This window comes from Natrinema longum, from assembly GCF_017352095.1.
GTDB classification, from domain to species: Archaea; Halobacteriota; Halobacteria; order Halobacteriales; family Natrialbaceae; genus Natrinema; species Natrinema longum.
Window position 1 is genome coordinate 429,927 of record NZ_CP071463.1, and the last position, 26,937, is coordinate 456,863.

A 26,937-nucleotide genomic window follows, 5' to 3' on the forward strand; every position below is an offset into this window, starting at 1 on the left:
AAAAGCGACGCGCCCGAGGCGTCGGGAAACCGGTCACGGAGCGGCCGACTCAGCGATCGAGGCCGCCGCGCTCGGTGACCTCGAGAATGAACTTCACGTTGCGGACGATCTCCTCGGGCGTGGTGTCCTCGCGCTCGTCGTAGAGGTCGCTGGTCCGGTAGAGAACGTTCGCGAGCTGTTTGCTCTCGCTGGTGTCGCCGCGGACGTCGTCGGCGATCGAGCGAAGGAGTTCGACGCGTTCGGGGTCGGGCTCGAACCCGTCGGCCGCCGCGGCATCGTTCGCCTCTCGGCCCTCGTCGGTACCGCCGTCGCTCATCGGTCCGGAGAGGCGGCCTCGTTGCGTCGGCTCTGGGAGATCGCCTGCCGGTGGACGATCCCGGTGTTGTTGGCGACGTTCTCGGTGATCGTCCGCAGGGCGTCGCTCGTGCCGTCTCCCTCTTTCAGAACCGTCGGCTTCCCGCCGTCGCCGCCCTCGCGGACGGCCGGGTCGAGCGGGATCGAGCCGAGGAAGGGGAGTTCGTGCTCCTCGGCGAACTCCTCGCCGCCCCCGGAGCCGAAGATGTCGTGTTCGCCGCCACAGTCCGGACACGCGAAGGTCGACATGTTCTCGGCGATTCCCAGGACGACGGTGTCGTGTTTGGCGAACATCTCGAGGCCCTTGCGAGCGTCGTCCAAGGCGACGTCCTGTGGGGTCGTGACGATGACCGCACCGGTAACAGGCATGGTCTGGAGCATCGTCAGTTGGGTGTCGCCGGTCCCCGGCGGGAGGTCGACGACGAGGTAGTCGAGGTGGCCCCACTCGACGTCTTCCGTGAGTTGGGTGATGACCTTGTGGACCATCGGCCCGCGCCAGATGACGGGGTCGTCCTCGCCGGTGAGGAAGGCCATGCTCATGAGCTTGACGCCGTACTTTTCGGGAGGAACCAGCGTCTCGTCCTCGGTTGCCATCGGCGGCTCGTCGGCGTCGACCATCCGCGGGACGTTCGGCCCGTAGACGTCGGCGTCGAAGAGACCGACGCGAGCCCCCAGTTGCGAGAGCCCGGCTGCGAGGTTGACCGCGACGGTCGACTTGCCGACGCCGCCCTTCCCGGAGGCGACGGCGATGACGTTCTTGACGTTCGGCAGTACCTGTTCCTCGCTCGTGAGGTCGTCGCGATCGGGAACGCTCGCGGTCAGATCCGGCTCGAGGCCCTCCGCGGTGAGGACCTCGCGGACCTCGGCAGCGATGTCGCTCTCGCTCGGGGAATAGGGAGCGCCGAGTGCGAGGTCGATATCGACCTCGTCGCCGTCGACGGTGATGTCGTTGACGAGTCCGAGCGAAACGATATCGTCGCCGAGTTCGGGGTCCTCGACCGTCCGAAGGCGGTCGCGAACGGCGGCTTCGTCCATGTCGCTAGGTACTTGCCAGCGTCGAAAAGGGTTGTGTTCGAACCCGTTCGGGTGGGATTCCGCCGCGCCAGTCGTCACCCGTTAAAATCGAACCGTGGCCCACCGTACGTCGGCGGATCGGGATCGAGTTCGACGCCCTGTTCGTAGCGCACGAAATTCAGATAGAAGGGCCGACCACAGCCCTCGACGGACTCGCCCTCGAGATCGGTGACGGTGCCGTCCTCACCACAGAGGAACTCGATGCCGTCGACCGACTCGCGGTCGGGGTCGGTCGGGTCGGCGTAGTCCCAGCCCGGCTGGCGGACCTTCGTGACCGACCGATCCGCCAGATCCGGCGGGCGCTCGACGCTCACGACGGCTCCGCAGTGGGGACAGGTGTACCGGACGGTGACGGTCATCACCGGTACTAGGGGGCTCGAGAACGTAAGCCTGCGGGCACCGGTGAGACTGAGGGGCGGCCGCTCCGGTGTCGGCCCTCCGAGCCAGCCACCCGATCCAACTGCCGTCCGACGGCCGACGAAAGCCACACGACGGCGACGCGATGAGAGCACCCGGAACACCTTTTGCGCTGACGGGAAACCATCCGAGTATGATCGACGAGACGGCCGAGGAAATCCGAGAAATGCAGACGCACAGTTCCTCGGTGGTTGCAGTTCACGCCGCACAGGCCCTCGAGGAGCTTGTCGAGCGGGAGTTCGCGACCGTCGAGGAGTACACCCGCGCCCTCGAGCGGAACGGGTCCGTGTTGCGGCGGGCGAACCCCTCGCACGCCTCGCTGCAAAACGCCGTCCGGGAGGTCGTCGGCGGCGTGACCGACGCCGACCCCGACACCGTCGAGGAAGCCCGCCGGGTCACGAGCGAAACGATCGACGAGGTCGTCTCGCGGATCGAATCCGCCAAGCGACTCGCGGCCGAAAACGCCGTCGATACCCTCGCGGACGGGGCGACCATCCTGACTCACGACTACTCCTCGACGGTACTCGAGGCCCTCGAGCAGGCAACGGGTGCCGGCAAGCACTTCGACGTGTACGTCACCGAGGCCCGTCCCCGGTACCTCGGGCGAAAGACCGCCCGGACGCTCGCCGAATTCGATCGCGTCGACGCCACGCTGATCACCGACAGCGCACACGGGACCTACCTCGAGGAGTGCGACCGGGTCGTCGTCGGCATGGACTGCATCGTCGACGAGACGCTGTACAACCGCGTCGGAACGTTCCCGATCGCGTCCACGGCTGCCCGACTGGACGTCCCGGTCACCGTGCTCGGCTCGGCCGCGAAGCTCGTCAGCGAGGGGTTCGTCTTCGAAAACGAGTTCCGGTCGGGCAGCGAGGTGATGGCCGAACCCGCCGACGGCTTCGACGTGGTCAACCCGGCTTACGACGCGACGCCGGTCGAGTTGCTCGAGAGCGTGATTACGGACGAGGGTCGAACGGAATTCTGAACCGAGACACTGGGGGTTCTTCACCGGGGTCGGTCGGCACGGTTCCGATCGGTCGCTTGGTCTGACAGTCGCCGTCGTGTGGCAACAGCCTATGCCAGTCTCGGCTGTACTGGCCCTATGCGTCTCGTCCAGGTATTCGTGCCGCGAGGCGAGTTGGACCTCGTCCTCGAGGCGGTCGAGGAGGCCGGCGTCGACTATACTGTGTCACGGGATACGGACCGTGGCGAGTTCGAGGCACTCGTTTCGATTCCCGTCCCGCCGCCGGCCGTGGAGGGGCTGGTGGCCGACTTTCGAGCCGCCGGGCTCGACGAACGCTCGTACACGGTCGTCACGGCCGCGGAGACGATCGTCTCGGATCGGACCGACGATCTGTCCAGTCGATTTTCGGGAACGAGGATCTCTCGGGAGGAACTCCGGTCGCGAGCGGCCGATCTCGCACCGGCAGCGTCGACCTACTTCAGCCTGCTCGTCGTGAGCACGGCGATCGCGACGGCGGGACTGTTGCTCGATTCCGCGGCGACGATCATCGGTGCGATGGTCGTCGCGCCGCTGATGGGGCCGGCGCTGTCGGCGAGCGTCGGCGTCGTCGTCGACGACGAATCGCTCGCGACGCGTGGCGTCGTGCTCCAGGGTGCGGGACTCGTGGTCTCGATCGCGACGGCGGCGACGATCGGGTGGGTACTCAGGGGGACGGTATTGCTCCCGCCGGGATTCGACATCACGACGGTTCCCCAGATCAGCGAGCGGATCACCCCCGACCTCCTCGCGTTGTTTCTCGCCCTGGGCTCCGGCGTGGCTGCGGTCGTCAGCCTCACTCGCAACGTCGGGTCGGTCCTCGTTGGGGTCGCGATCGCCGTCGCGCTCGTTCCGCCGGCTGCCACCGCGGGACTGGGCATCGCCTGGGGGCGTCCGGAGGTCGTGCTCACTGCCGGCACGCTCGTGCTCGTCAACATGCTCTCGATCAATCTCGCGGCGTTGCTCTTGCTGTGGCTCTCGGGCTACCGGCCCCACCGCTCCGCGGACGTCGAGCGCGCCTACGGAAGACTGCGTTCGCGGGTCGTCGTCCTCTTGGTCGGGATCGTCATCCTCACTGCCGTTCTCGGCGGCGTCACCTACGGGACGTACCGGACTGCGGCGGTCGAACACGACGTGCGGACCGAACTCGAGACGATGAGCGAAGACCGACTGGTCGACGGTGCCGATCTCCAGTTCCAGGAACTCGCCGTCGACTACGAACTCGTCGACGTCTACACTGGCGCTGAACCGGGCGTTACCGTCCTCGTCGAACGCCCGCCGGGCGAGCAACTCCCCGACGACTTCGCCGACGACGTTCGCGAGCGCCTGGAGGCGGCGACCGGTGTCGACCTCGAGGTAGTCGTCGAACTGGTCGAGACACAACGCAGCGGGTGAGTCGACTCGGATCACACCGCCGGATTCGGTCCCCCAGTGCAGGCGTGGATCGCCATCAGTCCCGTTTTCCGAACGTCCGTGGCGCGCCCTCGGTCGGCGCGGCCCAGTCGACCGCGTTGCGCAGCACCCGCCGAACGTCCTCGTTCTCGTAGATCGGATACGTCTCGTGGCCCGGTCGGAAGTAGAAGATCCGGCCGTTTCCGCGCCGGTAACAGCAGCCACTGCGGAACACCTCGCCGCCCTCGAACCAGCTGACGAACACCTGCCGGTCGGGTTCGGGGACGTCGAACGGCTCGCCGTACATCTCCGTTTCCGGGAGTTCGATCGACTCCCCGAGTCCGTCGGCGATCGGATGGCCGGGGTCGACGACCCAGAGGCGTTCGGTCTCGCCGTCCTCCCGGTACTGCAGGCTACAGGACGTGCCCATGAGCCGCTTGAAGACCTTCGAGTAGTGGGCCGAGTGAAGGAGGAGTAGGCCCATTCCCTCGAGGACGCGTTCCTGAACCCTGTCGACGACCTCGTCGGTGACCTCGTCGTGGGCCTCGTGGCCCCACCACAGCAACACGTCCGTCGACGCGAGGACGTCCTCGGTGAGGCCGTGCTCGGGGTCGTCGAGCGTCGCGGTCCGGACGGCGTGGTCGTCCTCGAGCGCGTCGGCGAGCGTCTCGTGGATACCGTCCGGATAGACCGCTGCGACGTCGTCGTCCGTCCGTTCGTGTCGGAACTCGTTCCAGATCGTGACTGCGACCATGGCGGATCGGTCCGCTCTCCGGGGCCTTATACTGGTGGCAGTAACACGGTTCTACTCCGTCGCGATTCGCACCCCGAACCACCGTCGGGAGTACCGACGGGACACCGACCCCTCCTGTCAAACGTCGGATCTGTTGCGACGGATCGGAATACGATTTCGGTCAATACATCTGGGGTGTGGTGCCGTAATAATATAGTAATACGTGAAATACGCAATGGTTGTACAGATTAATCGGTCACAACCCTTATTTCGATCGCTGACCGCCACTCTGTATGGACCGGGATCGAGCACGAACGATGTCGAAATGGCTTGTTTCTCACCGCACTTCCATTGTTGCTGAGACGAAATCGGGTGTTTGGACATGATCGGGGACGGGATCGGGGTCGGGATCGTCGGCCTCGGGGGCATGGGTAACCTTCACGCGCGAAGCATGCAGGAACTCGGCGCGACTGTCGCCGCCGGCGTCGACCTTGTTCCGGAGCAACGCGACCGGTTCGGCGACGAGTTCGGCGCACGGACCTACGAGACCCACGCGGAACTCGTCGCCGACGAGGCGGTCGACGCCGTCATCGTGACGACGCCAAACCGGTTCCACGAACCCATCACCATCGCCGCCCTCGAGGCGGGGCTGGACGTTCTCGTCGAGAAGCCCCTCGGACACACGCTGGAAAGCGCCGAGCGGATCGCCAAAGCGGCGGCTCGCTCGGCGGGCATCTGTATGGTCGGGTTTCACAATCGCCACGCCGCGTCGATGGCCATGTTCGAGGAACAACACGCCCGCGGTCGCTTTGGCGATCTGACCCACGTCGAGGCGGACTACGTCCGTCGGCGCGGTGTTCCCGGTCCCGGCTCGTGGTTTACCGATCCCGAACTCGCTGGCGGGGGCGCGTTGCTCGATATCGGTGTCCACGCGCTCGACCTCGCGCTCTACGCGCTCGATTTCCCCGAGATCGTCGAAGTCAGCGGCGTCGCGCGAACGACCTTCGGCACGAGCGAGGAGTACGCCGACCCCGAGGGCTTCGGTGACAACTGGGACGCCGAGGCCGAAACCTACGAGGTCGACGACTCCGTCAGCGCCTTCATCCGCACCGCCGAAGGCCAGACGATTTCGCTCGAGGCCGCCTGGGCGACCAACCGCGAGGAGAGCATGGACTTCAAAGTTCGTGGGACCAAGGCAGGTGCCCAGTTCGATATCGGCGACACCGACCTGCGGATTCTCGAAGCCGGGACCGCCGGCTGCGATCACTACGCCGACGTCACTCTGAGCGGCGACAGCTCCATCACCGGCTACGGCAAGCAGGACGAACAGTTCCTCGAGACCGTCGCCGCCGGCACGCCGCCGGAGACGAACACGGTCGAGGAAGCGTTGACGGTCCAGCGCGTGATCGACGCGATCTACCGCTCGAGTGAGACGGGGCGGGCGACGACGCTCGCCGACCCTCGTATCAGTGACGCGGAACTCGAGCAGGCGGCGCGACTCGAGTAACGAACGAACCCCGTTTTTCCGCCATTCCGTGATCCGAGAGCCACGGCTACTGAGCGGAGAACACTGGAAAACGTCTGTTTCGACCGCTTAGAGGACTTCGTCGAAGTCGTGGTGGCCGTGGATGTCGACGCCCTCGTCGGTGATCTCCGCGAGGAAGACGCCGTTCCCGGAGCCGGTGTCGCGCTCGACGGCGGACTTGATCCCGCGGGCGGCGACCGTCTTCGCCTCCTCGTTCGACATGTCCGGTTCGTAGGCCTGCTCGAGGTGACCGTAGGCGAGTTGCATCCCGCTGCCGGTGACGGTGTAGTCGTCTTCCATGACGCCGCCGGCGGGGTCGATGCTGTAGACGTGGCTGCCCTCGTCGTCGACGCCGCCCAGGATGGGATGGATGGCGAAGAACGGGCCGCCGCGAGCGAAGTTACCGGCCAGCGTCGCCAGCGCGTCGATGCTCATGCCCTCGCCGCGGCGGGCCTCGTAGAGGTTGACCTCGGCGCGCAGCGTCGAGATGAACGACTGCGCACCGCCGACGCTGCCCACGAGCGTGAGCGCGGCGGTCGGGTGGATCTGCTCGACCTTCTGGACGTTCTTGTTCGAGACGAACCGGCCGCCGAGGCTGGCACGCATATCGGTCGCGATGACGACGCCGTCGGCGGTGGAGATGCCGATCGTCGTGGTCCCGGTCTTGTTGACGTTGTCCAGATCGGCCTGTGTCAGGTCGTTCTGGGGCATCGATCCGACTTCCGGCTCGTAGGGGTTTGGATCGTCGGCCAACTTATCGACTGTCCGAGAGAAATCGGAGTCGTGGGTGGGCGTACGCATTGATCGTCATCTACGGCCGGGACGGTATAAAACACCGGCGGTCACCATTCCGGTTTCCGCTTTCGCCGACCTCGAGAGCGGGGCCGCTGGCGCGGGAGTTCCGTAGCTCGCCGGTCGACGAGCGGGAAAACGAGTCGGGCTCGGTTCGGTCGATCAGTGCGTCGTGGCTTCGTAGGCCTCCTCGACGTTTTCGAGGATGCGGTGGACCGGCAGGGTGACCCCTGCCTGACGGGCGGCGATCGCGAGTGGCATCGCGACGATGCCGATCACGATACAGAGTTGGTACAGTGCGAACAGCGTCGCGTGGTACGCGCGGGATATCATCAGCGTTCATCCGTGCTCTGGCCGAGGGCATATATAAAAGTTCCTCCTGTGTGACTTTCATAACGATCGTTACTGTTCGACCAGGTCGACGCTTGCATGCGGTTCAATTTCACTTGTCTACAAAACAACCGAGGGCGTGCCCGCGTCGATCTACGGGTATGTCGGTGAGAATCGATCCGGGGATTTCCCATAAGTTATGGGAATCATCCGATTCACGTGCGCACGCTCGAACCGCGTGTGTCCCGTGGGAACGAGAGCGCCGACGAACCGCAAAGCAGGAAACCCCCCGGACCGACCAGGTGGTATGGGCAATTATCTCGTCGCGATGGAAGCGGCATGGCTCGTTCGTGACGTCGATGCGATCGACGACGCGATCGGCGTCGCCGTCAGCGAAGCCGGGAAGCGACTCAACAGCGAAGACATGGACTACGTCGAGGTCGAGGTCGGCGCGACGGGCTGTCCGGCCTGCGGGGAGCCGTTCGACTCGGCCTTTATCGCGGCCGACACCGCACTCGTCGGTCTCGCACTCGAGATGGAAGTGTTCAACGCCGACGGCGAGGAACACGCCTCTCGGATCGCGAAAAGCGAGGTCGGCGGCGCGCTACGCGACGTCCCGCTGTCGGTCGTCGATATCATCGAGACGGAGGCGGAAGACGACTAGCGCGCCTGCAGGCGCGCCGACGAACTACCACTACCTCCCGAGACGAACGACGGTCCGAGTACGGACGACCGATCGTTCGAGTCAGCGGTCGGGGATGTGGGGTCGGTTCGTGACGCCATCGCACCGATTACACCCGGACGGTATGGCCGATCGGAACCGGACTGGCAGCGACGAGGAGAAATCCTTTTGCGGATCCCCTACACACGTCCGAGCATGAGTAGCAACTGGCCAGTCGATCCCGATGGCGAGGAAGGCAGCGAGGGGATGCGCAAGTTCGACATGCGGATCATCGCGGACAAGGTCGACGAGGAGGAGGACTTCCCGATGGACCGCGACGAGTTCGTCGAGGAGTACGGCGAGTATCCGATCCGGATCAACTACGAGACGGTCGTCCCGATGAGCGAAATCTTCGAGTACGTCGAGCCCGCGGAGTTCGAGACGATGCTCGACATGCACAAGGCCGTCGGCGCGGCGATGCGAGCGGGAGACTTCTGGACGTACCACCCGCAGGGCAAAAACCCCGAGAAGAAACACGCCTAGACGCCCGTCCGCCTCCATCACGAATCTGGATTGCGTATCGCTTATACGACACCGTTCGAAAGAGTCCGACACCGTGACAAACACGCAAGTAACGCTCGTTCAGATCGACAACTACGGGCCCTGGACCGTAACGCCCGAGCCCCGGCGGGAGGCCGACCTGCAGACCATGCAGTCCCGGCTGTTCGCGGATATCTCACAGTTCGTCGGTAATCGTGGCGGGTACGTCTTTTTCACTCGCTTCGACAACATGATCGCCGTCACGAACGGCTGCTCGCTCGAGGACCACGCGCTTCTCCAGGAGTCCGTCGGGAACCGATACCCCGTGACGCTCAGCCTCGGCGTCGCGACCGGCACGAGTCCCGTCCAGGCGTTGTCCGACGCGACCAACCGACTGCAGGAAGCCGGCAGCGCACAGGACAAAAACCGTCGCGAGTGTCTCGAGGGCCGGGACATCGACGACGACCACCGAACCGACGACGACGTCCAGATCGCACACTTCGACGTGATCAACGCGACCGGCAACTACACCGACGAACTCAACGCCTTCGACACGTTCATCGAGATCGAGCAGGGATACGCGGAACTCATGCGGCACATGCGCTATTCTCACGATAGCCTCTCGTTTTTCGTCGGCGGGGACAACGTCATCGTCGTCTGTCCCGAACTGGAAGCAGACGACTACGAGGAGGCGATCACTCACGTCGAAGAGACCGTCGACGTCGGAATGCAGGTCGGCGTCGGCCGCGGCAAAAGCGCCCACGAAGCCGGCTTCGAGGCGAAACACGCCCTCGAAACCTGTCGAGCGGACGGCACCAGAGTCGAACTCGAGTGGGAAACGGCCTGAAAACGAGACGCAGGGAACTTCGCCGCCGCTTCGCTTAAGTGTGACGGGGGTAGCTTTTAGCCCGTCCGTGGGGTTAATTCACACATGGAATCGGAACTGTCAGTCAGAGATGTGCTGACGAGCGATTACGTCGGCGTCAGCGAGTCCGACGCCCTTCGCGGTGTCGTTCGACTCATGCGGGACGAACGGACGAGTTGTGCGCTCGTCGTCCGTGGCGCGGACCCGGTCGGCATCGTGACCGAGTGGGACGTGCTCGGACTCGTCGCCGACGCCGACGATCCCGACGAGACGACCGTCGGTGACGTGATGACGACGCCCGTCATCACGGTGGGTCCCGACCGGTCGCTGACCGACGTCGCCACCACGATGGCCCGCCAGAACATCCGTAACGTCGTCGTCGAAGGCGATGACGGCATCGTCGGTCTGGTAACCCAACGCGACGTCATCGCCGCCGCGGGTTCGTTCCAGGCCACGATGACCCCTGCCCGCTCGAGCGAACCACCGATCGACCGGACGCAGACGGCAGCCGACCCCGCGGCCGCTCGTGCTCCCGACGAAGCCGGCACCGCAATGCTTCCCAACGGCGGCGACGAGTACACCACCCAGGGGGTCTGCGAGGCCTGTGGGTCGCTTGCGGATGCGCTCTGGGACGCCAACGGGCAACTGGTCTGTGCGGACTGCCGAACGGTGTGACCGCTCCCGGTGACGACGACAGCGTGTGCCGTGACACCAGTCACCGAGCCGTATCTCTCCGATAGAAAGACCTTTCGGGTGCCGCGGTGGACAGAGTGGTAATGATCGAGACCCTCGACGATCTGGCCGTCGACGGGACTACTATCGGCGTTCGCGTCGACATTAATAGTCCGATCGACGACGGCACGCTCGCGGACGACGCCCGACTCCGCGCCCACGTCGACACCCTCTCGGAACTGCTCGAACGCGGGGGCCGCGTCGCCGTTCTCGCCCACCAGGGCCGGCCCGGCGGTGACGATTTCGTCTGCCTCGAGCCCCACGCCGATCGCCTCTCGGAACTGCTCGACCAGCCCGTCGAGTACGTCGATTCGACCTTTACGAGCGCCGCTCGCACGGCCGTCGAGGAGCTTACGAACGGCGACTGCGTCGTGCTCGAGAACACGCGCTTCTACAGCGAGGAGTACATGGAATTCGAGCCCGAACGAGCCGCTCGGACCCACCTCGTCGAGGGACTGGAACCCGTCCTCGACGCGTACGTCAACGACGCCTTCGCCGCCGCCCACCGCTCACAACCCTCGCTCGTCGGACTGCCGACGGTCCTTCCCGGCTACGCCGGCCGCGTGATGGAATCCGAACTCGATATTCTCGGCTCTATCGAAGCGACCCCCGAACCACGAGTGTACGTTCTCGGTGGCGCGAAAGTATCGGATTCGATCGACGTCGCCTGGTCCGTCCTGGAGAAGGGGCTGGCCGATCACGTCCTCACCGCAGGCGTCGTCGGCAACGTCTTTCTCATCGCGGACGGCGTCGACCTCGGCGATGCCAGTTCCGATTTCATCTACGACCAGGGGTACTGGGACGAGATCGACCGTGCCGCAGATTTACTCGACGCCTACGGTGACCGAATCGCGCTTCCGAGAGACGTTGCCGTCGCTCGCGACGGCAGCCGCCACGAACTCGGTGTCAACGCCTTGCCACCCGGAGACGGCGAGTCCGCGATGGATATCGGCGAGTCGACGCTCGACTACTACCGGCGGATCCTCACGGATGCCGAAACGGTGATCCTCAACGGGCCAGCCGGCGTCTTCGAGGACGACCGCTTCCAGAACGGGACCAAGCAACTCTACGGCGCTGCCACGGAGACCACGACGAGCATCGTCGGCGGTGGCGATACGGCCTCTGCACTGCGCAAACTCGGCGTTACGGGCTTCTCTCACGTCAGTACCGGCGGCGGCGCTGCGTTGCGGATGCTCACCGCGGAATCACTTCCAGCCGTCACGGCACTCGAGAATGCCCCCCAGCAACCCGCAACCCACGATTGAGACCGCCACGCGGGACGATATCGACACCGTCGCCGACCTGTGGGTCCGACTCGCTCGCGACCAGCGCCAGCACGAGTCCGCCGTCCGCCCGGAGGCCAACCGCGAGGCGATGCGGGAGACGCTCGGAGCCTACCTCGTCAACGACGGGCTGCTCGTCGCCCGCCTCGGCGACAGGATCGTCGGGTTCGCCTCCGTCTCGATCGAACGCGGGACCCTCGAACTCGAGACCACACGCGGCCTCCTCTCGAACATCTACGTCGAACCCGCCGCCCGGGATCGGGGAATCGGCTCCGCACTGCTCGAGGCCGCCGAGGAGTCGCTCCTCGAACAGGGGGCCGACGTGATGCTCCTCGAAGTGATGGCCGACAACGGAGGTGCACGGCAGTTTTACCGTCGGAACGGCTACGACGAGTTCCGGGTGACGATGCGACGCTCGCTCGCGGACCGGGACGAAAACGATACACATTCAAAGGAGGACGGCTAACCCACGGAGTGCGCCAGGGGAGCATGGGCGGTTCATGCACTCGACTTGTAATCGAGACTTCGTGGGTTCAAATCCCACCCCTGGCTTGACGGCGCGAACTCGACTTGTACCGAGACTTCGTGGGTTCAAATTCCACTCCTGGATACGGCGGACTGGTAGCGATAGTGAGTACAACAGCCCTGCGCTGGGGTTGGGTACCGTTCCGCCACTGTCGTGGATGACCCACATCCCGTGACGTTTCCTGATTGACGGCGTTGACCGCGGCGTTTTTGACAACGGCTCGGATTCACCGACGAATCGGCGGGTCTGTCGTCTCGGGTGGCCCTCTTTCGAGGTGGGCGATCGCGTTCCGCCTGTCGTCGGCTCTGAGCGCATCAACCGCTTCGTAGGGGTCAACATCGTACTTCGCGAGGCGACTGACCGCGAGCTGCCAGGATCTCGCAGCCAGCCGAGGATTTTCTCTCTGCCGTCGGTACGAAAACTCGGCCAAGGCGACGGCAGTGAGGAAATCGTCGTAATTCTGATCGGTGGACATTATTTGTGGTTGTTTTTCGAACGGTCTGACAGTCCGGTTAGCGGACAAAACGCTGACCGGGAGGGGCAGCGTTGGAGCCCCCTGTCGATGGGTGTTCGACTGGGGAGGGAGATCCGAAATCGAGTGGCAATATGGCGATTGAGTTCCATGGCTCGATTTCGGGTGGCGAGTTCTGGTGCTGTTCCAGAGTGGATCTGGTGGTGGCTGTGTGGTCGGATCTCCCCTATCCCTCGCCGATAAAACGTCCGGATCATTCACAGATAACTCTACTGGCTACACAGTCAGGTACTACCGCTGTTATCAGCTGAAAGCGGTAGGTGGCACGTGCGGGTCGACGTCGACTGTCCAAACGACCCGTGATACGCCCAGCGGACACCGGGTGTGACTGCTGTCGACTCGCTAGTAGTCACTGCGAGTCGATGCACACCTGATCGCACGACAACTGTGCGATCAGTGTGTGAATCGTTGCAGTCGTTACGATAGAACGATCAACAGAGAGGACGCTACGTTGCCTCCTAACGAGGGTGTCATAGAACTCTTCCCATAGTGTTGATTACATCCACTTCGATGGTGAATTGGCCGACAAGTAGGTCTGCGAACTGACCGCTATAGCTGCGAATTAAGCAGATGCCGGATTCCGTATTCAATTCCACCGACGATAAGACCGATAATCAGCAGGAGAAACCAAAATGGACCTATGATGAGGTCAAACAGGGTTGGTGTGAGACCAGCACCGGGCGACTGTGCTGAATCAACCATGGCAGACCACGAGATAAGAAGCGTCCACCCGTATATGCCAACGGCAATAAGAACGGATGAGATGACATGGTATCGTGCGGAAGTGAATGCCGAAATAGCCCCGAGGAGAAATGACCCAGCAACTATCCAGAACTGCATTATTATCCCCGGAGCAAGTCCGTCACCATACTCAAAACGTGCTATGTAGATCTGGACGAAGAGCGTGATGGCAGCTAAGATAAGGCCGATGGTGATTGCAAACCCCAGCGGAAAGTACCACTGGCGAAGCCGATTCATGTATGATGCTGTTGAATACGTGTAGTTAATTCTACCCCCTGTACTTATCGAATTAGGATGCCTGCACAGCGGGTGTGTGAGTCGTTCTATGAATCCCTCTCCTAACGGTAAAACAGTCCGTCCGGGACTGGGATCGTGAACCGACCCAATCGGCTACTAGAGAGTACTGCCTCCGTCGTCATCATCCGCGGACTCGCTCGAGAGTTACCAGAGTCCGAGTTGATGACCGGTTGCGAGGACAGTAAGCAGTAGGATCGCGATCACCACAAGGGCCAACGGTTCCGGAGCAATGTGGCCGTTCAGCAGCGCCGACTGACTCGGGACAGTCGTGGTGTTCCTGATGCCGACCCAGCTATCGTCCTCGCTGTTTGCCATGTGATGGCATGTATATCCACGCATTAAAAACTACCTCTCACAGCAACAGTCGCCTGTTCGAGACCGTCACGGGACGACGACTGAATAGCGATCCGAGAGAGATGGGCCGCCCGCGACTCTCGCACACGTGTAGTTACCGCGTCCGTTTTTCGGGGAGGAGTCGATCGTTTCGAGGCGTTATCTCTCGGCTGCCAGCCGGTATCGGTTACGTCGTCTCGGTGCCGCTTGCAAGTCGGGCCTCGCTCGTCAGGGCGTCGACGTGGACGTGAACCGGTCCCGAGTCGGTCTCGAGGGGGACGATCCAGGATGCGCTGGTCCGGTGTGGGTCCTCTCGGACGGAGATCTCGCTGTACCCCTCCTGTTCGGCCGTCTTTCTGGCGATCCGTTCCGCCTCGTCGGCGTCTTCGATCCGGAGATCGTCGGTCAGGCGGACGGTCACGATCGGCACGTCGGCCATGCGAACGACCCGTTCCGTGACGCTGCCGACCAGCACGCGGTCGAGTCCGGTCCGGCCCTGTGTGCCCATGACGATCATGTCGATCCCGTGTTCGTCGACGTACGCGAGGATCTCCTCGTGGGGGACACCCTGTTCGACCGCGGTGACGGCGTCGACGCCCTCCCTCGTCGCCTCGGTCTCGACGCGCTCGACTGCCCGTTCGGCCGCCGGGATGGCTTCATCGGTCTGGAGCGTCCCGAGGGGTCCTTCGGGAACGATCGACAGCGCATGGATCGTCGCGTCGAACCGATCCGCGATCGTCAACCCGTGTGTGATCGATTGACGGGTCCCGTCGCTCCCGTCGGTCGGGATGAGGATGTCCTGATACATGACACGATGACATAAGCCGTCTGTCCCTAAATACTCCCTCCGTGAGGGCTCGCCTTCGAACGCCAAATCGCGTTCTTTTCAATCCGAGTACACATCTTCTCATTATCGGTGGAAAGTGATTCCGGTCGTTCTATCGAACGATGTAAATCTTTTTTACGATACGCGCAAACGTATCGCACGGAGCATGACAAATCTTGTCACTAATCTCGCGGGTGCCGTCGAGGAATACGGCGACAATACCGCGATCGGGTTTCAGGGCTCGGAAACGAGCTACGAGGAGTTCTGGGGGCAGACAGGGGCGTTCGCGACTGCGCTCGAGAAACGAGGTCTCGGCGAGGGCGACCGCGTCGCACTCTATCTGCCGAACGTGCCGCCGTTTCTGATCGCCTTCCACGGAACGCTTCGAGCCGGCGGGGTCGTCGTCCCGATGAACCCGCAGTACAAATCCCGCGAGATCGGTCATCTGCTGGGGGACAGCGAGGCAAAAGTCGTCGTCGCGCTGGCCGATCTCGTTCCGTTCGTCAACGAGGTCAAAGACGAGACGGCCGTCGAGCACGTGGTCAGCATCGGCGGCGAGGCCGACGGTGCGAGCACGCTCGAGGAGTTCCTCGAGCCGGGTGATCCCGACGTCGCCGACCGCGACGACGACGACGTCGCGGTCCAGCCCTACACCTCGGGGACGACCGGGCAGCCAAAGGGCGTTCAGCTCACCCACTCGAACCTCGCGTCGAACGCGAACGCGGCGTCGAAGCTCATTCCGGACGGGATTCGGCCGGACGACAAACAGCTCGGCGTGTTGCCGCTGTTCCACATCTACGGGATGACCGTCGTGATGAACACGGCGTTGTTCAACGGCGCTGCCTTCTACCCGATGCCCGAATGGGACGCACAGGACGCCGTCTCGCTCGTCGAGGACGAGGCGCTGACGATCGTCCACGGCGTGCCGGCGATGTACAACGACGTCATCAACCAGCCCAACGCCGAGGAGTTCGATCTCTCGTCGGTGCGGCTCTGTGGCGTCGGAGGATCCGGGATCCCCGTCGAGGTCCTGCGTCGGTTCGAGGAACTCTACGAGCCGAAAGTCTATGAGGGATACGGACTGACCGAGACCAGTCCGATCACTCACTTCAATAGCCCGCTGGACGGTCGCCGCGTCGGCAGCGTGGGGAAGACCGTCCCCGGCGTCGACTCCAAGGTCGTCGACGCGGACTTCGAGGAGGTCTCGCCGGTCGAGGAGGGACCGATCGACGAGGAAGAGGCCGATCTCCGCGAGATCACCGGCGAGATCGTCGTCGCTGGCCCGAACGTCATGAAAGGCTACTACGGCCTACCCGAGGCCAACGAGGAGGCCTTCACCGAGGAGGGTGGCCGCCGCTGGTTCCACACCGGCGACATCGGTTACAAGGACGAAGACGGCTTCTTCTACGTCGTCGACCGCGAGAAGCACATGATCGTCACCGGCGGCTACAACGTCTATCCACGGGAGGTCGAGGAGCTCCTCTTCGAGCACGAGGACGTCGCCGACGCCGCCGTGGCCGGCATCCCCGACGAACGCCGCGGGGAGACGGTCAAGGCCTTCATCGTTCGCACGCCCGACGGCGACGTCACCGAAGACGAGATCAAAGAGTACTGCCTGACCAACCTCGCGGAGTACAAACACCCGCGTGAAGTCGAGTTCGTCGACGAACTCCCCCGAACGACGACCGGGAAAGTCCAGAAGTTCAAACTTCGCGAAGCGGAGGGGGACGCATAATGTCGCTCGGCGACGACGTCCTCCTCGAGATCGAAGACGAGGGGGTCGCGACGATCACGCTCAACCAGCCGGACCGCCGCAACCCCCTCTCGGAGGGGATCAGTGCCGGACTCACCGAGGCCCTCGACGAAATCGAAGGCAGCGACGCCCGCTGCGTGATCGTCGAGGGATCGGGCGGGTCGTTCTCGGCCGGCGGCGACATCGAGTCGATGGTCGAAGGCATCGAAAACGACGTCCCCGCCGACGAACGGGTCCGGACGCTCGAGCGGTCGACGAACGAACTGATGCGGCGGCTCATCGACTTCCCGGTGCCGACGGTCGCGGTCATCGACGGCCCCGCCGTCGGTGCCGGTGCGAACCTGGCGCTGGCCTGTGACATGCAACTCGCCACCGAGGACGCCGTCTTCGGCTTCGTCTTCCGGCAGGTCGGCCTGAGCGTCGACGCCGGCACCTCCTATCTGCTCCCCCGAGTCGTCGGGGAAAACGTCGCGAAGGAACTCGTGCTCACGGGCGACATCATCGACGCCGAGCACGCACTGGAGATCGGCCTCGTCAATCACGTCTACGACAGCGACGAGGTCGACGAGCGTGTCGAGGAGTTCGTCGGACGGATCGTCTCCGGCCCGCCGATCGCGCTGCGTCACGCCAACCGTCTCCTCGGCGAGGGCCTCGAGAAATCCCTCGAGCAAGCCCTCACCGACGAGGCCACGGCACAGGGGATCGTCTTCGAGACCGAGGATCACGAGGAGGGCGTCAGCGCCTTCTTCGAGGACCGGGATCCCGAGTACGAAGGCCGATAGGCCGGTCGCCGCCGGTTCCGTCGTGGCTTTGTACTATTTCGTTACGCCCACTCACCGAAATTATTTTTGACCTTCAGGTTGGAGTTTTTACCTATGTCGCCCTCCCCACTCCGCGACCTGATGCGGTCGCCTGCCGGAATCGCAACCGTTCTCGTCTGGCTGGTGATCAGCGGCTACGGTATCCTCAGCCCCGGTTCCGTCTTCGTCTTCTCTATCCTCCCGCTCGTCTTCGTCGCCGTACTCGCTCTCCTGTCCCTGTTTTACCGACTGGTGGTCGCCATCGAACACATCGCCTACGACTCGTAGTTGCGTCCCGCGGGACGCAGTTACTCGGTCGCCGCTGAATCGATCCCGATAGGAACGAGCGTCGACACCCGCGCGTTCTCCTTGATCTTGAGCCCCCCGTCGGCGACCGTCAGCGGGATCAGCGGGAGGTGGTCTCGCACCTGCATCGACGGATGCGAGCCGCCACGAGCTAACAGCTCGTTCCGTGGCTGGAGCTGTACCGGCTCCTCGAGATCCGTCAGGAACTCGTTGTGCTGGAGGACGTACTGGCCGCCCTCGAGGTGCCACCAGCCGTACTCGTCCTGGGGAGTGTCGAGTTCCGTCGGCACCGGCTCGAGGTCGGCGTCGGTGAGTTCGTCGCCGCCGAAGTCGAGCCGGCCGGGGGCGGCCACCTCGTAGATGGCGCTGACCGTCAAGTCGATCCCGTCTTCGGAGACCTGAACCGGTTCGTACACCAGATTGTCGACGTACTCGGTGAGAGGGTGTTCGGTAGACATGTCGGGTGATACGATGCTTCCGAGCATCAAAAAGGATACTGTCGGAGGCGTTTCGTGGGTCCGTCTCGACGGCCACGCGGACGGTCGGGCACTGTCTGCAGGAACCGCGTTCCTGCGTCTCGTTCCCCGCCGGTTGGAACCGGGAGGCGGCCGGGACGCGTGGCGGAGCCGATCTGCCTCCCGGAACCCTATAGGCTGGGTCCCGTATGCCATCGTATGACCGACGTTCTCACCGACGAGATCGCTCGCTTCGTTCGCGCGGTCGGGCCGGATCCCGACGAGACGCTGATCGAGATGGACGAGTACGCCGCCGCCGAGGGCTTTCCCCACGTCGGTCCCGAGGTCGGCGCGTTCCTCCGATTCGTGGCCCGCCTGAGCGACGCGGAACGGATCTTCGAGTTCGGATCGGGGTATGGCTACTCGGCGTACTGGTTTGCCGACGCCCTCCCCGACGACGGCGAGATCGTACTCACCGAGGTCGACGAGGACGAACTCGAGCTCGCTCGCGAGTACATGGCCGCAGGTGGCTACGACGCCCTCACAGCGTACGAACTCGGCGACGCGATGGAAACGATCGACCGCTACGACGGTCCGTTCGACGTCGTCCTGATCGATCATCAGAAGGAGCGCTACGCGGATGCCTTCGAGGCCGTCCGATCGAAACTCCCCGTCGGCGGGGTCGTCGTCGCCGACAACGTGATCACGGCCAGCGTCGTCGACTTCGACCACTTGCTCGAGTGGGCCGCGGGCGGCTCCCCGACGGCCGTCGACGAGCACACGCAGGGCGTTATCGACTACCTCGAGACCGTCCGTGCCGATCCGGCTTTCGAGACGGTCGTCGTCCCCCTCGGCGAAGGAATCGCGGTGAGCTACCGCGTCGAGTAGTCGGAGGCCTCGCCCTCGAGGACCTGTTCGTCGGCCCGCGACGGGGACCCGTACTCCCGAAACCAAAGAAAGACCGTCGATCCCGCAGCGGCGAGCAGCGTGGCCCACGTCGCCGCGGAAACGGCGACGACCGTCGCGGCGGTGGGACCCGGCGCGATCGAGCCGATCGTCTCGACCCCGAGCGCGTGAGTGCCGGCGACCACGAGGAACGCCAGCCACAGTCCTAGCGCCGTTCGAGCGAGCGTCTGCCGGCTGACGGACCGTGCGTAGCGAGCGACGCCGTAGACGCCGGCGACGGCGAGCCCGGTCGCTCCCAGTGTCAGTCCACCCCCGTCGACGGCGACGTTCGCGACGCCGACGACGGCGAAACAGGCGAGCGAGGCGACGAGCGGGAATCGATCCGAACCGCGTATTGTCGGGATCACGTCGTGCACCGCTTTGCCGGGTCCAGTGGGCGGTCGGATATATAGCTGTTGGCTGACCGCGAGCGATGCGTCTCGATCGCTCGGTCGCGCTGTCGATCCAACCGGGTCCGTTCCACCGACGGCCGATCGCGATCAGGAGCCAGTCGCGTCGACGGCCGGGAGCGTCAGCGAGAACGTCGCCCCCTTTCCGGGCGCGGAGTCGACTCGGATCTCGCCGCCGTGGCGCTCGACGATCCGCTGACAGAGCGCGAGCCCGATCCCCGTTCCGGGGTGTTCCTCGTGGCTATGAAGCCGCTGAAACACCTGAAAGATTCGCTCCTGATCCTCGGGATCGATACCGATCCCCTCGTCGTGAACGGAGATCTCCCATTCGTCGCGGGTCCGCTCGGCACTGACGTGAATCCGCGGTGGTTCCTCGCCGCTGTATTCGATCGCGTTCGACAGCAAGTTCTGGAACACCTGCCGGAGCTGGCTCGAATCACCCACGACGCGGGGAAGCGAGTCCACCGTTATGTCGGCGTCCTGCTCGGTGATTCGAAACTGCAGGTCCTCGCGGATGTCGTCGAGGACCGCCTCGAGGTCGACCGGCTCGAGGGGTTCTCCCTGCGTTTCGACCCGGGAATACGCGAGCAGGCCGTCGATCATCTCGCGCATGCGCTCGGCTCCGTCGACGGCGTAGTCGATGAACTCCTGGCCGTCCTCGTCGAGGTCGGCAGCGTAGCGGTGCTCTATCAGCTGGAGATAGCTCGTGACCATCCGCAGGGGCTCTTGCAGGTCGTGGGAGGCGGCGTATGCAAACCGCTCGAGGCGCTCGTTCGATTCCTCGAGTTTGCGCTGGTACTCGGTCCGTTCGGTGATGTCCTGGACGACGAGCATTCCGGCGGTGACCTCGTCACCGGTCCGGACCGGGAGGGTGTGGGCGCGGAGCTCCCGGTCGTTGTGGGACAGTTCGAAGGACTGTTCCTCCCCGTCGAGGGCGGCCAGAAACCGGGGTTCGATCGCTTCGACCAGGTCGTCGGGATAGCGCTCGTAGATCGTCTTGCCGATCGCCGTTTCCTCCTCGATACCCATCTCGCCGAACAGCTGGCCGCCGGCCGCCGTGTACCGCAACTCGTCGTCGAACAGCGCGACGACGCCGTTCGGGAAGTTCTCGGCGAGGGTACGGTAGCGCTGCTCGCTCGCCTCGAGTCTGCGCTGTCGTTCCCGCCGTTCCGTAATATCGCGGACGACCCCGATTCGCTCGCGTCCGGTCTCCGCGGTCGTCAGCGACGTGACCGTCGCCTCTATCGGGCACAGATCGCCGGATTTCGTCTCGATTTCGGTCTCTATCGTCGGCTCGTCGCTCTCGTCGGCGACGATTCGCTTGGCCAGGTCCATGACCGCTTCGTCGGCGACGAGCGAGGCGTGGCTCCCGACCAACTCGTCGCGATCGTAGCCGGTGAGATCGGTGTACGCCTCGTTGACCATCGTGAACCGGCCGTTCTCGTCGAGGACGTAGATGCCGTCCTCGATCGTTTCGATGATCCGTTCGTACTGCTCGAGTTGGCGTTCCCGACGTTTCCGGTCCGTGATGTCCTGGAAGTACACGGAGAGTCCCGTCTCGGAGGGATAGGCCCTGATCTCCATCCAGATGTCGAGCGAGTCGGAGTAGCGCTGCCACGAGACGGGCTGTTGTGACTCCATTGCCTCCCGATAGCGCTCGATGAGGTCGGATCTCGTTCCGGTCGGGAACGTCTCCCAGACGTTCTCGCCGACGAGTTCCGCCGGGTCACGTCCCAGCAGCTCCCCGGCCCGTTCGTTGACGTGCGTAAACCGCCACTCGTCGTCGAGGGCGTAGAACGCGTCCGAAACGCGGCCGAGGATCTCGCTCAGTTCGGTCTCGAGTTCGTGCTTGCGGCGCTCGAGGCGGCGCTCCTGTGTTTTGAGTGCCGTCACGTCCTCGCCCGCGGAGATGACCCGCTCGAGCGAGCCGTCGGGGCCGAAGATGGGAACGGCGGTGATGGAGAACCACTTCCGCTCTCCCGACGGATCCTCGATCACGACTTCCTCGTCGGAGATCGGTTCCCCGGTTTCCCGCACCCGTGCGGAGGGGCCGGATTCGGGCCCGATCGGCTCGCCGTCGGCGTCGACGACGGTCAGTTCGGCGAGTAGTTCGGTCTCGCCGAGGGGGTCCCGATCGCCGAGTCCGAGCGCCGTCTGCGCGTGCCGATTCGCCAGCACCACCTCTCCGTCGGCGTCTTCGACCGAGATCCCGACCGGCGCAGTCCGGAGGAGCGTTTCGGTCTGGGCCCGCTCGCGTTCGAGGGACCGCTCCTGACTGATTCGATCGAAGGTCACTTCCAGGCTCGAGGCGACGATCTTGGCCAGCGAGAGATCGCCGTTGTCGAACGCGTTGCGTTCTTCCGAGCCGATGATGACGACGCCGTGGTCCCCGATCGGAAGGCAGAGTTCGCTGCGGATCGGTGTGTCGGGATTGTAGACGTCCGCATCCGTCCTGACGTCGTCGTAGCTCGACGGTTCGCCGGTATCGAAGACGCGCCAGGCGATCCCCTCACCTTCCGCGAACGTCGGCACCTCGTCGAACAGCGCCACGGCCGGTTCGGACTGGGCAACCGGCTCGAGTGTCTCCGACTCCGGGTCGTAGAGGAAGACGCCGTTGATCTCGAGCCCGAGGATGTCGAGGAGATGGCAGGAGACCTGCTCCGCTGCGGCCTCGCGCGTGCTGGCGGCGAGCCACTCGCGAACCGACTCGTTCAGCCGACGGAGCTGGTATACGCGCCGGTGTTGCTCGGTCACGTCGTAGTAGAGTTCGACCCGGCCCCCTTCGTATGGGCCGGATTCGATCGGTTTGCTCCGGTGTTCGACCCAGCGTTCCTCGCGATCGTCGCTGGGCGTGATACGGCACTCGAATCGTTCCGTGTCGCTGTTGTCGTCGTACGCCGTGGTGAGGATATCGATGAATCGATCGGGATCGTCAACCCGGTTACGGATCGTCTCGTTGACAACGGCCATCTTGTCTCGCCCGACCACGGCCGTCGAGTCGATCCCGAAGTACCGTTCGGTAGCCTCGTTGATCCACGCGATCTCGAACGCCTCGTCGAGGACGAACACGCCCACGTCGGCTTCCTCGAGCACAGCGGTGATCGACTCCAACGACGGGTCCGCCTCCGGTGTCGCTTCCACTGCCGGGTCGGCCCGGTCGGCCGTTTCGGTCGGATCGACTGCCGACTCCTGGGCACGCTCCGAGGGGTCGCGTTCGCGGACAGTTCCGATCGCACCCCGGCGGCCGTCGGGGCCCGGCACCGTCTCGAGGCGCAGTTCACAGGGTATTTGGGTGCCTCGAGCCGTCCGAATCGTCCCGTCGCTGGCGGTGCGACCGGTTTCGTCGCCGGCCTCGATGACTCGCTCGTCGACCAGCATCGAGACGTGCTCGCCGCGAAGCGCGTCGCGTGTGTAGCCGGTCAACTCGAGGAGGGTGTCATCGACCGCGACGATCCGATCGTCCGCATCCAGCTGGAAGACGCCGTCCGGAACCGTCTCGACGAGCGTCCGGTACCACTGGAGTGGCGCTCGTTCGTCACCGTCGTTCCAGGGTACTCGATCGGTCGGTTCCACCCGTTCGGTCATTAGACAAGGAAAGCCGTTCGAACGGATAAGTCCAGCGCCCATCGCCGTCTCGAGGGTGCGTCGGGAGGGCGGCCGGAGCACGGCTTCGAAAACGAGGATCGCCTTCGCTCGCGCCCGGTTAGTCGTCGCCGTCGACGAGAACGCGCTCTTCGGGCGTCGGCCGACCCGGATGGAGTCCGTAGCAGGCGACACAGTAGAGGACCGTCGTCGAGACCGCACAGAGGACCGTCGCCCCTGCCAGCGACTCGAGGACGAGACCGACGATCGGGCCCGCGAAGGCCTCGCCGACCGCCGCCGCCGCGTCGCTTTCGGGGGCCGTCGCCAGCGCGTAGGGAACGAACGTAGCGAACGCGAGCAGCCACCATCGTGTCGCGGTGTGGCGGAGCCGTGCTCGCCCGTACGCTCGCGTCGTGCTCGTGACCCCGGCGACGCCGAGCGCGATCAGAAAGAGGGCTGGAAGCGTTCGGATCGACGTCTCAAAGCCGGTATTAACGGCGACGCCGGCGGCGACGGTCGCGAGGGAGCCGGCGAGGAGCGGAATCGAGGGACTGGGCCCTGTACGAGGCATTCTGTACAGTGGTAGTAACGGATTGTACAAAACTCTCGCGAACCGTCGGCGCGGGAGGTCGTTCGCATCGACGGCGGCTCGAGAACGCCGCCACAACAAAGGACGTATTACCGGTGCCCGCAAGTCGGAGGTGAGAACGAATGCCGGAACACGATCGAACCGACTCCGTGACGACCCTCCGACGACGCGCCGCGGCCGCGGCCGATCGAGCAACCACTGCCATCTCGCGAGTCCCCGGCATCGGAGCCACACGGTCCCTGTACCGGGTCTGGCAGCGACACGTGCGGGAGCGCCCGGATCAGTATCAGGCGTCGATCACCTTTCCGACGGCACCGACACGGCCGACGGTCGCCGAGATCCACGACTGGATCGAGGACCTCGAGTACGCGTTCGAGGGACGCCTCGACGTCTATGCACGTCGCGGGAGCGTCGCGGTCGAGACGGATCGCGTTTCCGCCGAGCTGTTCGACGAGGACGAGTTCGTCGAGATCTGTGAACGAATCGAGGACGGCTACGACGGCTCACACTCGATCGCACACCTGAAAAAGTGGCGACGGAACGACGGGCGGCTCGTGCGAGCCCACGTGATCGTCCCGGTCAAACCGCTGTTTCCGCGCGACGAGACCGACGAGCCGGACGCGGACCGAGCCGCGGCCGGAATCGAAGTCAACTGATCGCCACGTCGCGTCGGTCTTGCCCTCGACCGGTCGTCACTCTGCTCGGACGGCCTCCCGTCCGTCAGTGCCGGTGGGACCGCGCTGTCCTGCGGTCCCACCGGGAGATCGGGACAGCAAACCGTCTCAGTCGTCGTCGGTCGGACCGGACCCCGAGCCGCGTTCCCGGTCGGAACGCTGCCGTTGACCGCCGCTCGAGCGGCCGCTGGAGCTCTCCTCGTCCGGCTTGACGCTACTCGTTCGCCCCATCCAGGTATCGATGTTGTTGGCGACGTAGTCCTTGCCGCCCCAGCCGAACGCGATGCCCGCACCGATCGCGAGGGCCGCGCCGATCCCCCACGCGAGCGCTCGCGCGAAGACGTAGAGGATACCCACGTCGATCCCCATCGTGTCGAGACCGATGACGACCGCCGTGAAGTAGAGGAACATCCGCGTTCCGGTCGCGAACCAGCTGGCGTATGCCGTCTGGGTCGCGGCCCGGGTCCGTTCGATGGCATCACCGATGAAGTCGGCGACGACGAAGCCGAGGGTGATGACGAGCAGCCCCGCGATGAACGCCGGTAGGTACGAGACCGCCGTCGAGATCCACTCCGATAGCGTCGGTATCGCGAGCGCGTTCGCAGCTGCGAGGAACGCGAGCGCGTAGACGAACCACTTCGCGAGTTTGCCGAACGCGCTCGAGACCGCCTGTTCCGTTCCGCCGAGGATGCGTCCGAGCGGCGTCTCGAGGACCATGCGGTCGAGTTCGATGCCGTCGGCGATTCGTCCCACGACGCGGGCAGCCAGCCGGCCGATGACCCAGCCGATGAAGAGGATCACCACTGCGCCGATTATCCGCGGGAGGAACGTGAGTAGCTCCGCGATCGGGTCCTGTAGCCAGTCGGGAACCTGTGCTTGTGCGGGGTACGGTGGTACCATGTACGACTTCGGTTGTCGGCCGCCGTCCTTTGTAATTGAGTGCCTATCAATCGATCATGAAACCAACCAATCGAGACCGATGACGGTCCCGGAATTGAAGTGTCCGTTACCGCGAATTGTGCGAAGACCGTACCGTGAGCGATCGATACGGATTCTCGACGCGACGACGAACCCGTTCCGGATCGATCGCGGGACGACCCTCGAGCGGGCGTGCGATAAACGCGTTTTGTGACCCACCACGGTGTCACGACGGAAACGGCGCTACCGCACGCGCGGTTCGGAACCGTCACCGGTCGACCGAACGTGTCCAGTTTCACTCATTGGTGCCGGCGGTGCCGGATCGAATCCCAGTCGAGATTGCGGTCCCGATTTCGATCGATTCCGGTTCGAAACGGCGGCGACCGTCGGCTGAGCGGCCGTCCTCCGAGTCGGCTGCCATTCGATGAACGCGGGTATCGATCGTCCGTTCGAGTGCCGATTATCGGACGCGCATCGATTTATTGGTACGAGAGGTTCCGCTCTTCGAAAAATCGCGGCGAGTAGTCGAGCGCGTTTCGTCGGATGCGTCGCATTCGGTAATGCGGTATTACCACCGACCGTCCGTCAGCGACTCCGTTCGCCGCCGGTTCGGGGATTTCGGTCGCTGCTCGAGTGGTCCGTCGTGTCCGCCGATCCGGCGGTTCGTCCGTGGTCACTACGCTATTGGTGTTGCGCATACGAGGGACTGACATGTATCTCGGTGACGAAGCATGGCCGGACCTCGAGACGTACTTCGATTCGGAATCGCTCGCGCTCGTGCCGCTCGGATCGACGGAACAACACGGTCCCCATCTGCCCGAGGCGACCGATCACCTGATCGCGGAGGCGTTCGCGCGCGAGGTCGCCGATCGAACGGGCTATCTCTGCACGCCGACGGTGAACATCGGCGTCAGTGGACACCACCGGCAGTTCCACGGGACGATGTGGGTCGAACCGCCGGCGTTCCGATCGTACATGGAGTCGCTGACCCGAAACCTCACCGCTCACGGAATCGATCGGGTCATCTACGTGAACGCTCACGGCGGTAACGTCCCACATCTGCGGGAGGTCGGGGCACGGCTCCGGCAAGACGAGGTCGCATACGCGATCGAGTGGATGTGGGACGAGTCGATTCCGGACCTCGTCGACGAACTATTCGAGCAAAACGGGCCCCACGGCGGCCCGAAAGAGACCTCGATGATCCAGTTCCTCGAGCCGACGCTGGTCCACGACGACCGCCTGCAGGACGCCAGAGACGAGGGTGTTCCGAGCGTCGACGACGCCGAGACGGTCAAACACGGCTCGCGGACGTTCTACGATGCGGCGGACAACACCGACAACGGCGTTCTGGGCGACCAGACCGACGCGTCCGCCCAGAAGGGCAGGGACCTCTTCGAAGCCGCGAGCGACCAGCTCGTCGCGCTCTGTGAGTGGCTCGACGCCCAGCCGTTCGAGGACCTGCTCCCGAGAGACCACGTGTGAGACGGACGACTGTCAGTCAGTACCGACCCAGGCGCGCCCCACTGTGGGCGTGCGCCGGGACCCAGTGACA

Annotated in this window: 30 protein-coding genes and 1 tRNA gene; 16 read left to right on the forward strand and 15 right to left on the reverse strand. The window is 64.4% G+C overall.

From position 1 onward, the window contains the following. Positions 1-49 precede the first annotated feature (49 nt). The 3 genes from J0X27_RS02105 to J0X27_RS02115 form a co-directional block, all read right to left on the reverse strand. A complete protein-coding gene (locus tag J0X27_RS02105) occupies positions 50-316 on the reverse strand; it encodes a DUF7976 family protein (RefSeq protein ID WP_207270836.1) in 267 nt (88 codons plus the stop codon). After that, positions 313-1,389 carry an Mrp/NBP35 family ATP-binding protein gene (locus J0X27_RS02110; protein ID WP_207270837.1) on the reverse strand — a complete coding sequence of 359 codons (1,077 nt, stop codon included), beginning with the start codon at positions 1,387-1,389 and terminating at the stop codon, positions 313-315. Before J0X27_RS02110 ends, J0X27_RS02105 begins: the two co-directional genes overlap by 4 nt. A 74-nt stretch (positions 1,390-1,463) precedes the next feature. Continuing rightward, the gene (locus J0X27_RS02115) at positions 1,464-1,787 is read right to left on the reverse strand and encodes a DUF7969 family protein (RefSeq protein ID WP_207270838.1); all 324 of its coding nucleotides are present in this window, start codon (positions 1,785-1,787) and stop codon (positions 1,464-1,466) included. Between the two features lie 191 nt (positions 1,788-1,978). Here J0X27_RS02115 and J0X27_RS02120 point away from each other — a divergent pair, with 191 nt between their 5' ends. Both J0X27_RS02120 and J0X27_RS02125 read left to right on the forward strand, forming a co-directional pair. Continuing rightward, positions 1,979-2,830: an eIF2B alpha/beta/delta subunit family protein gene (locus tag J0X27_RS02120; RefSeq protein ID WP_207270839.1), complete on the forward strand. Its 852-nt coding sequence runs from the start codon at positions 1,979-1,981 to the stop codon at positions 2,828-2,830. Positions 2,831-2,947: 117 nt separating this feature from the next. Further along, positions 2,948-4,240 (forward strand): TIGR00341 family protein, encoded by a 1,293-nt coding sequence (locus J0X27_RS02125; RefSeq protein WP_207270840.1) that lies wholly within the window; start codon positions 2,948-2,950, stop codon positions 4,238-4,240. A gap of 55 nt (positions 4,241-4,295) precedes the next feature. Here the strand turns inward: J0X27_RS02125 and J0X27_RS02130 are convergent, their stop codons facing one another. Next, positions 4,296-4,991, reverse strand: a complete 696-nt coding sequence (locus J0X27_RS02130) for a ThuA domain-containing protein (protein WP_207270841.1) — start codon at positions 4,989-4,991, stop codon at positions 4,296-4,298. A 361-nt stretch (positions 4,992-5,352) separates the two neighbouring features. Between J0X27_RS02130 and J0X27_RS02135 the strand changes: the two genes are divergently transcribed. Further along, a complete protein-coding gene (locus tag J0X27_RS02135) occupies positions 5,353-6,477 on the forward strand; it encodes a Gfo/Idh/MocA family protein (protein ID WP_207270842.1) in 1,125 nt (374 codons plus the stop codon). A gap of 87 nt (positions 6,478-6,564) precedes the next feature. Here J0X27_RS02135 and psmB read toward each other — a convergent pair whose 3' ends face one another. Together psmB and J0X27_RS02145 are read right to left on the reverse strand one after the other, a co-directional pair. Further along, a complete protein-coding gene (gene psmB / locus J0X27_RS02140; RefSeq protein ID WP_097379481.1) occupies positions 6,565-7,296 on the reverse strand; it encodes an archaeal proteasome endopeptidase complex subunit beta in 732 nt (243 codons plus the stop codon). Positions 7,297-7,449: 153 nt separating this feature from the next. Further along, positions 7,450-7,620, reverse strand: a complete 171-nt coding sequence (locus J0X27_RS02145; protein WP_169924357.1) for a hypothetical protein — start codon at positions 7,618-7,620, stop codon at positions 7,450-7,452. 304 nt (positions 7,621-7,924) lie between these two features. Between J0X27_RS02145 and J0X27_RS02150 the strand changes: the two genes are divergently transcribed. The 7 genes from J0X27_RS02150 (at position 7,925) to J0X27_RS02180 (ending at position 12,250) form a co-directional block, all read left to right on the forward strand. After that, positions 7,925-8,281, forward strand: a complete 357-nt coding sequence (locus J0X27_RS02150) for a DUF555 domain-containing protein (protein WP_207270843.1) — start codon at positions 7,925-7,927, stop codon at positions 8,279-8,281. Between the two features lie 213 nt (positions 8,282-8,494). Continuing rightward, a complete protein-coding gene (locus J0X27_RS02155) occupies positions 8,495-8,821 on the forward strand; it encodes a DUF5785 family protein (protein WP_207270844.1) in 327 nt (108 codons plus the stop codon). A 73-nt stretch (positions 8,822-8,894) separates the two neighbouring features. Further along, a complete protein-coding gene (locus tag J0X27_RS02160; protein WP_207270845.1) occupies positions 8,895-9,665 on the forward strand; it encodes a GTP cyclohydrolase III in 771 nt (256 codons plus the stop codon). Positions 9,666-9,749: 84 nt separating this feature from the next. Further along, positions 9,750-10,358 carry a CBS domain-containing protein gene (locus J0X27_RS02165; protein WP_207270846.1) on the forward strand — a complete coding sequence of 203 codons (609 nt, stop codon included), beginning with the start codon at positions 9,750-9,752 and terminating at the stop codon, positions 10,356-10,358. Positions 10,359-10,459: 101 nt separating this feature from the next. Then, positions 10,460-11,680 (forward strand): phosphoglycerate kinase, encoded by a 1,221-nt coding sequence (locus J0X27_RS02170; RefSeq protein WP_207270847.1) that lies wholly within the window; start codon positions 10,460-10,462, stop codon positions 11,678-11,680. Continuing rightward, a complete protein-coding gene (locus J0X27_RS02175; RefSeq protein WP_207270848.1) occupies positions 11,649-12,164 on the forward strand; it encodes a GNAT family N-acetyltransferase in 516 nt (171 codons plus the stop codon). The genes J0X27_RS02170 and J0X27_RS02175 overlap by 32 nt, the downstream gene beginning before the upstream one ends. Positions 12,165-12,176: 12 nt before the next feature. After that, positions 12,177-12,250, forward strand: a tRNA-Thr gene (locus J0X27_RS02180). A gap of 200 nt (positions 12,251-12,450) precedes the next feature. Here J0X27_RS02180 and J0X27_RS02185 read toward each other — a convergent pair. The 4 genes from J0X27_RS02185 to J0X27_RS02200 form a co-directional block, all read right to left on the reverse strand. Further along, positions 12,451-12,699 (reverse strand): hypothetical protein, encoded by a 249-nt coding sequence (locus tag J0X27_RS02185; protein WP_207270849.1) that lies wholly within the window; start codon positions 12,697-12,699, stop codon positions 12,451-12,453. Between the two features lie 606 nt (positions 12,700-13,305). Beyond that, a complete protein-coding gene (locus J0X27_RS02190) occupies positions 13,306-13,734 on the reverse strand; it encodes a hypothetical protein (protein ID WP_207270850.1) in 429 nt (142 codons plus the stop codon). A 204-nt stretch (positions 13,735-13,938) separates the two neighbouring features. Beyond that, complete coding sequence (locus tag J0X27_RS02195) at positions 13,939-14,109, reverse strand: hypothetical protein (RefSeq protein WP_207270851.1); 171 nt, start codon at positions 14,107-14,109, stop codon at positions 13,939-13,941. 205 nt (positions 14,110-14,314) lie between these two features. After that, positions 14,315-14,935 carry a universal stress protein gene (locus tag J0X27_RS02200; protein ID WP_207270852.1) on the reverse strand — a complete coding sequence of 207 codons (621 nt, stop codon included), beginning with the start codon at positions 14,933-14,935 and terminating at the stop codon, positions 14,315-14,317. A gap of 184 nt (positions 14,936-15,119) precedes the next feature. On the opposite strand from J0X27_RS02200, the gene J0X27_RS02205 reads away from it, so the two are divergent. The 3 genes from J0X27_RS02205 to J0X27_RS02215 all read left to right on the forward strand — a co-directional run bounded on the left by J0X27_RS02205 (position 15,120) and on the right by J0X27_RS02215 (position 17,794). Beyond that, a complete protein-coding gene (locus tag J0X27_RS02205) occupies positions 15,120-16,688 on the forward strand; it encodes a long-chain-fatty-acid--CoA ligase (protein ID WP_207270853.1) in 1,569 nt (522 codons plus the stop codon). Beyond that, entirely contained in the window at positions 16,688-17,488 is an 801-nt protein-coding gene (locus J0X27_RS02210; protein WP_207270854.1) for an enoyl-CoA hydratase/isomerase family protein, read from the forward strand. The genes J0X27_RS02205 and J0X27_RS02210 overlap by 1 nt, the downstream gene beginning before the upstream one ends. A gap of 93 nt (positions 17,489-17,581) precedes the next feature. Beyond that, positions 17,582-17,794, forward strand: coding sequence for a hypothetical protein (locus J0X27_RS02215; protein ID WP_207270855.1), 213 nt, complete (start codon positions 17,582-17,584; stop codon positions 17,792-17,794). Positions 17,795-17,814: 20 nt separating this feature from the next. Here the strand turns inward: J0X27_RS02215 and J0X27_RS02220 are convergent, their stop codons facing one another. Beyond that, positions 17,815-18,270, reverse strand: coding sequence for a dCTP deaminase/dUTPase family protein (locus tag J0X27_RS02220; RefSeq protein WP_207270856.1), 456 nt, complete (start codon positions 18,268-18,270; stop codon positions 17,815-17,817). A gap of 216 nt (positions 18,271-18,486) precedes the next feature. On the opposite strand from J0X27_RS02220, the gene J0X27_RS02225 reads away from it, so the two are divergent. Continuing rightward, positions 18,487-19,155, forward strand: coding sequence for an O-methyltransferase (locus J0X27_RS02225; RefSeq protein ID WP_207270857.1), 669 nt, complete (start codon positions 18,487-18,489; stop codon positions 19,153-19,155). On the opposite strand, the gene J0X27_RS02230 is transcribed toward J0X27_RS02225, so the two are convergent. From J0X27_RS02230 to J0X27_RS02240, 3 genes are all read right to left on the reverse strand, one after another. After that, positions 19,140-19,589, reverse strand: coding sequence for a hypothetical protein (locus tag J0X27_RS02230; protein ID WP_207270858.1), 450 nt, complete (start codon positions 19,587-19,589; stop codon positions 19,140-19,142). The two genes, J0X27_RS02225 and J0X27_RS02230, sit on opposite strands and share 16 nt — an antisense overlap. 123 nt (positions 19,590-19,712) lie before the next feature. Further along, positions 19,713-23,207, reverse strand: a complete 3,495-nt coding sequence (locus tag J0X27_RS02235) for a PAS domain S-box protein (protein WP_207270859.1) — start codon at positions 23,205-23,207, stop codon at positions 19,713-19,715. Between the two features lie 118 nt (positions 23,208-23,325). Further along, the gene (locus J0X27_RS02240) at positions 23,326-23,775 is read right to left on the reverse strand and encodes a hypothetical protein (RefSeq protein WP_207270860.1); all 450 of its coding nucleotides are present in this window, start codon (positions 23,773-23,775) and stop codon (positions 23,326-23,328) included. Between the two features lie 140 nt (positions 23,776-23,915). On the opposite strand from J0X27_RS02240, the gene J0X27_RS02245 reads away from it, so the two are divergent. After that, positions 23,916-24,449: a hypothetical protein gene (locus J0X27_RS02245; RefSeq protein WP_207270861.1), complete on the forward strand. Its 534-nt coding sequence runs from the start codon at positions 23,916-23,918 to the stop codon at positions 24,447-24,449. A 126-nt stretch (positions 24,450-24,575) separates the two neighbouring features. Here the strand turns inward: J0X27_RS02245 and J0X27_RS02250 are convergent, their stop codons facing one another. Continuing rightward, a complete protein-coding gene (locus J0X27_RS02250; RefSeq protein WP_207270862.1) occupies positions 24,576-25,367 on the reverse strand; it encodes a mechanosensitive ion channel family protein in 792 nt (263 codons plus the stop codon). A 729-nt stretch (positions 25,368-26,096) separates the two neighbouring features. Between J0X27_RS02250 and J0X27_RS02255 the strand changes: the two genes are divergently transcribed. Next, positions 26,097-26,867 (forward strand): creatininase family protein, encoded by a 771-nt coding sequence (locus J0X27_RS02255; RefSeq protein WP_207270863.1) that lies wholly within the window; start codon positions 26,097-26,099, stop codon positions 26,865-26,867. The last annotated feature ends 70 nt before the right edge of the window (positions 26,868-26,937 follow it).

What these genes read in the sequence shown, in the direction of transcription:
- J0X27_RS02120 (WP_207270839.1), top strand. Translation starts at nt 1,979, where the DNA reads ATGATCGACGAGACGGCCGAGGAAATCCGAGAAATGCAGACGCACAGT.
- J0X27_RS02250 (WP_207270862.1), bottom strand. Translation starts at nt 25,367, where the DNA reads ATGGTACCACCGTACCCCGCACAAGCACAGGTTCCCGACTGGCTACAG.
- J0X27_RS02135 (WP_207270842.1), top strand. Translation starts at nt 5,353, where the DNA reads ATGATCGGGGACGGGATCGGGGTCGGGATCGTCGGCCTCGGGGGCATG.
- J0X27_RS02105 (WP_207270836.1), bottom strand. Translation starts at nt 316, where the DNA reads ATGAGCGACGGCGGTACCGACGAGGGCCGAGAGGCGAACGATGCCGCG.
- J0X27_RS02220 (WP_207270856.1), bottom strand. Translation starts at nt 18,270, where the DNA reads ATGTCTACCGAACACCCTCTCACCGAGTACGTCGACAATCTGGTGTAC.
- J0X27_RS02110 (WP_207270837.1), bottom strand. Translation starts at nt 1,389, where the DNA reads ATGGACGAAGCCGCCGTTCGCGACCGCCTTCGGACGGTCGAGGACCCC.
- J0X27_RS02210 (WP_207270854.1), top strand. Translation starts at nt 16,688, where the DNA reads ATGTCGCTCGGCGACGACGTCCTCCTCGAGATCGAAGACGAGGGGGTC.
- J0X27_RS02125 (WP_207270840.1), top strand. Translation starts at nt 2,948, where the DNA reads ATGCGTCTCGTCCAGGTATTCGTGCCGCGAGGCGAGTTGGACCTCGTC.
- J0X27_RS02190 (WP_207270850.1), bottom strand. Translation starts at nt 13,734, where the DNA reads ATGAATCGGCTTCGCCAGTGGTACTTTCCGCTGGGGTTTGCAATCACC.
- J0X27_RS02165 (WP_207270846.1), top strand. Translation starts at nt 9,750, where the DNA reads ATGGAATCGGAACTGTCAGTCAGAGATGTGCTGACGAGCGATTACGTC.
- J0X27_RS02225 (WP_207270857.1), top strand. Translation starts at nt 18,487, where the DNA reads ATGACCGACGTTCTCACCGACGAGATCGCTCGCTTCGTTCGCGCGGTC.
- J0X27_RS02255 (WP_207270863.1), top strand. Translation starts at nt 26,097, where the DNA reads ATGTATCTCGGTGACGAAGCATGGCCGGACCTCGAGACGTACTTCGAT.
- J0X27_RS02240 (WP_207270860.1), bottom strand. Translation starts at nt 23,775, where the DNA reads ATGCCTCGTACAGGGCCCAGTCCCTCGATTCCGCTCCTCGCCGGCTCC.
- J0X27_RS02205 (WP_207270853.1), top strand. Translation starts at nt 15,120, where the DNA reads ATGACAAATCTTGTCACTAATCTCGCGGGTGCCGTCGAGGAATACGGC.
- psmB (WP_097379481.1), bottom strand. Translation starts at nt 7,296, where the DNA reads ATGCGTACGCCCACCCACGACTCCGATTTCTCTCGGACAGTCGATAAG.
- J0X27_RS02245 (WP_207270861.1), top strand. Translation starts at nt 23,916, where the DNA reads ATGCCGGAACACGATCGAACCGACTCCGTGACGACCCTCCGACGACGC.
- J0X27_RS02200 (WP_207270852.1), bottom strand. Translation starts at nt 14,935, where the DNA reads ATGTATCAGGACATCCTCATCCCGACCGACGGGAGCGACGGGACCCGT.
- J0X27_RS02155 (WP_207270844.1), top strand. Translation starts at nt 8,495, where the DNA reads ATGAGTAGCAACTGGCCAGTCGATCCCGATGGCGAGGAAGGCAGCGAG.
- J0X27_RS02145 (WP_169924357.1), bottom strand. Translation starts at nt 7,620, where the DNA reads ATGATATCCCGCGCGTACCACGCGACGCTGTTCGCACTGTACCAACTC.
- J0X27_RS02185 (WP_207270849.1), bottom strand. Translation starts at nt 12,699, where the DNA reads ATGTCCACCGATCAGAATTACGACGATTTCCTCACTGCCGTCGCCTTG.
- J0X27_RS02175 (WP_207270848.1), top strand. Translation starts at nt 11,649, where the DNA reads ATGCCCCCCAGCAACCCGCAACCCACGATTGAGACCGCCACGCGGGAC.
- J0X27_RS02115 (WP_207270838.1), bottom strand. Translation starts at nt 1,787, where the DNA reads ATGACCGTCACCGTCCGGTACACCTGTCCCCACTGCGGAGCCGTCGTG.
- J0X27_RS02170 (WP_207270847.1), top strand. Translation starts at nt 10,460, where the DNA reads ATGATCGAGACCCTCGACGATCTGGCCGTCGACGGGACTACTATCGGC.
- J0X27_RS02130 (WP_207270841.1), bottom strand. Translation starts at nt 4,991, where the DNA reads ATGGTCGCAGTCACGATCTGGAACGAGTTCCGACACGAACGGACGGAC.
- J0X27_RS02235 (WP_207270859.1), bottom strand. Translation starts at nt 23,207, where the DNA reads ATGACCGAACGGGTGGAACCGACCGATCGAGTACCCTGGAACGACGGT.
- J0X27_RS02195 (WP_207270851.1), bottom strand. Translation starts at nt 14,109, where the DNA reads ATGGCAAACAGCGAGGACGATAGCTGGGTCGGCATCAGGAACACCACG.
- J0X27_RS02215 (WP_207270855.1), top strand. Translation starts at nt 17,582, where the DNA reads ATGTCGCCCTCCCCACTCCGCGACCTGATGCGGTCGCCTGCCGGAATC.
- J0X27_RS02150 (WP_207270843.1), top strand. Translation starts at nt 7,925, where the DNA reads ATGGGCAATTATCTCGTCGCGATGGAAGCGGCATGGCTCGTTCGTGAC.